The 3,085-nt window shown below is 61.1% G+C and carries 4 protein-coding genes; all 4 read left to right on the top strand.

All coding sequences use genetic code 11. The annotated features are described in order from the left end of the window. Positions 1 to 581 (top strand): glucokinase (locus tag KBT70_RS08410; protein ID WP_296631199.1); only part of this gene is annotated, 581 nt, incomplete at its 5' end. A 46-nt stretch (positions 582 to 627) separates the two neighbouring features. Further along, complete coding sequence (locus tag KBT70_RS08405; protein WP_296631197.1) at positions 628 to 876, top strand: hypothetical protein; 249 nt, start codon at positions 628 to 630, stop codon at positions 874 to 876. Next, entirely contained in the window at positions 873 to 1,253 is a 381-nt protein-coding gene (locus KBT70_RS08400) for a type II toxin-antitoxin system death-on-curing family toxin (protein ID WP_296631194.1), read from the top strand. The genes KBT70_RS08405 and KBT70_RS08400 overlap by 4 nt, the downstream gene beginning before the upstream one ends. A gap of 75 nt (positions 1,254 to 1,328) precedes the next feature. Continuing rightward, the coding region (locus tag KBT70_RS08395) for a DNA topoisomerase IV subunit B (RefSeq protein WP_296631192.1) at positions 1,329 to 3,085 on the top strand (1,757 nt) is incomplete at its 3' end.

Raw genomic sequence — 3,085 nt, 5'->3', positions numbered from 1 at the left:
TCTTTGCGGGGCATCCGGACCCCGACGGCCCGCGCATGGTGATGGGGCTGGGCACGGGCAGTAATATCGCTGTGGTGCATCGGGTTGGCGCTGATCTCTTGGTGCCTCCTGCCGAGGCCGGTCATTCTGGCCTGCCGTATCTGGGCGATGCGGCTAACGCGGTGATTTCGGTCTTGGGCACAGAGGTACCGCATCGGCCCTATGAGGCGCTCTTGTCCGGATCTGGCCTCATGCGTCTGCACCGTCTGCGGTGCGGCGTGGCCCTCACCGCGCCAGAAATCCTTGGGCAGGCGGCACAGGGGGAGGTGGAGTGCAGCGAGACCCTCACCCTCTTTCTTGAAATTCTGGGCGCTGTCATGGGCAATCTGGCGCTCACCCATATGGCAACCGGGGGCGTGTTCCTGATCGGCGGGTTGGCGCGTGCGATGGCGTTGATGCTCAATTCGCCTGAGTTTCGGGGGAATTTCACCGCCAAAGGCCCTTATCGGCCCATCATGGACGAGATGCCGATCCATCTGATCACCGATGACGCCGCCGCGCTCCTTGGTTGCGCGCGCTGTCTGCGACAGAGGTTGAAATAATGGTCATTGAAGTGTATATTCCAATGCACATTCAAAGGATCATCCCATGAAGCGCCTCTTGACCAATCAGATCTGCACCATGACCGAATTGCGCGAACCGCAAAAGGTTCTCGACGCGGCAGGCGGCAAGCCGGTGGCGATCATGAAGAACTCCAAATGCATCGGCTATCTCGTGCCCGAAGAAGCCACGCTGCAACAAGAGCCGCGCTATGCGACGATGGACGAGGTGATGGCCGCATTCGATGCAACCCACGCACAGGCACAGCCTGTGCTCGACTATCTCAAGGACAAATGAGCTATTTGCTTTTGAGTGTCGAGCAGATCGAGACACTCCATGATCTTGTCCTGAACCCCGGAGAATTGCCGGGCAAGGCATTGAATAAATCGCTGGAAGGAGCCTTGGCGCGGGTCGATAACCGCTTGGTTTACGGCATGATCGAGGATGTGTTCGACCTTGCTGCCGCCTATGCCGAGGCTATTGCACAGGGACATTGCTTCAATGACGCGAACAAGCGCACGGCCTACCGGGCGATGATTGTGTGTTTGCGGCTGAACGGCGTGACATTGACGCATGACACCGAAGACGTAGGCCAGCGGATCATCCGCCTTTCGCAACGCCTGAGCGATGCCGGGGAAATGGCCGATTGGTTGCGGGCGCAGGCAGGCGCGTAGGCCGCAGCCACTTCCCCCGCCCGGCCCGCTCTGTCATACTGTTGCCCAACCCAAAAAACATAAAAGAGCAGCGGCATGAACGACCTTCTCTCGCCCACCCCGAAATCTGACTATGACGCCTCGTCCATTCAGGTGCTCGAGGATATGGAGCATGTCCGCCTGCGCCCCGGCATGTATATCGGCGGCAAGGATGATCGCGCGCTGCATCATATGGTGGCCGAGATCATCGACAATTCGATGGATGAGGCCGTGGCGGGCCATGCCACGTGGATCGAGGTGGAATTGCACGCCAATGGCCATGTCAGCGTGCGCGACAATGGGCGGGGCATCCCGGTCGATCCGCACCCCAAGGACCCCAAGAAATCGGCGCTCGAGATCATCTTTTGCACGCTGAACGCGGGCGGCAAATTCTCAGGCGACAGCTATCAGACCTCGGGGGGCCTGCATGGCGTGGGTTCTTCGGTCGTCAATGCCCTGTCGGATCATCTGCGGGTCGAGGTGGCGCGCAACCGCGAGCTTTACATGATGGAGTTTTCGCGCGGCATGCCGCAGGCGCCGCTCGCCCGGATTGGGGCGGCCCCCAACCGGCGCGGCACCTCTGTCACCTTTCATCCCGACCCTGAAATCTTTGGCTCTCTCACGCTCAAACCGGCGCGGCTGTTCAAGATGGCCCGCTCCAAGGCCTATCTCTTTTCCGGCGTCGAAATCCGCTGGAAGACCGAGATTGCCGATGGCGAGACACCGCAAGAGGCGACGTTCAAGTTCCCCGGTGGCCTTGCCGATTATCTGGGCGAGGCGCTGGGCGGGGCCACCACCTATGCCGAGCGCCCCTTTGCCGGCACTGTCGATTTCCGCGACAAATACAACGTGCCGGGCAAGGTGGAATGGGCGATCAACTGGACGCCCGCGCGCGACGGGTTCATCCAATCCTATTGCAACACCGTGCCCACGCCCGAGGGTGGCACGCATGAAGCCGGGTTCTGGGCGGCGATCCTCAAGGGGATCAAGGCCTATGGCGAGCTCAGCAACAACCGCAAGGCGGCGCAGATCACCCGCGAAGACCTGTTGGCGGGCGGCTGTGCGCTGGTGTCGTGCTTTATTCGAGAGCCGGAATTCGTGGGCCAGACCAAGGACCGTCTTGCCACCACCGACGCCGCGCGCATGGTCGAAGGGGCGGTGCGCGACCATTTCGACAACTGGCTGGCGGCGGATACCAAATCCGCAGGCTCAATCCTTGATTTCCTCGTCCTGCGCGCCGAGGAACGGCTGCGGCGGCGGCAAGAGAAAGAGACGCAGCGCAAGACCGCGACAAAGAAGCTGCGCCTGCCCGGCAAGCTGGTGGATTGCTCTTCCAGCACCCGCGACGGCACAGAGCTATTCATCGTCGAGGGCGATAGCGCGGGCGGCTCGGCCAAGATGGCGCGGGATCGCAAGAACCAAGCGCTCTTGCCCCTGCGCGGCAAGATCCTGAACGTGCTGGGCGCAGCCTCGTCCAAGCTGGGCAGCAACCAAGAGATCAACGATCTGACACAGGCCCTTGGCGTGAGCCTTGGGAGCAAGTTCAACCTCGATGATCTGCGTTATGACGAGATCATCATCATGACCGACGCAGATGTCGATGGCGCGCATATCGCGGCGCTGTTGATGACGTTCTTTTTCACGCAAATGCGCCCGATGATCGACGCAGGCCATCTCTATCTGGCCTGCCCACCGCTCTACCGGCTGACCCAAGGGTCAAAACGGGTCTATTGCCTCGATGAGGCCGAGCGTGATCTGTGGCTGGAAAAGGGGCTGGGGGGCAAAGGCAAGATCGACGTCAGCCGCTTCAAGGG

The organism is Roseovarius sp., assembly GCF_018066915.1.
GTDB lineage: Bacteria > Pseudomonadota > Alphaproteobacteria > Rhodobacterales > Rhodobacteraceae > Roseovarius.
This window is presented reverse-complemented; position numbering and strand designations above follow the sequence as displayed.

What these genes read in the sequence shown, in the direction of transcription:
- KBT70_RS08405 (WP_296631197.1), top strand. Translation starts at nt 628, where the DNA reads ATGAAGCGCCTCTTGACCAATCAGATCTGCACCATGACCGAATTGCGC.
- KBT70_RS08400 (WP_296631194.1), top strand. Translation starts at nt 873, where the DNA reads ATGAGCTATTTGCTTTTGAGTGTCGAGCAGATCGAGACACTCCATGAT.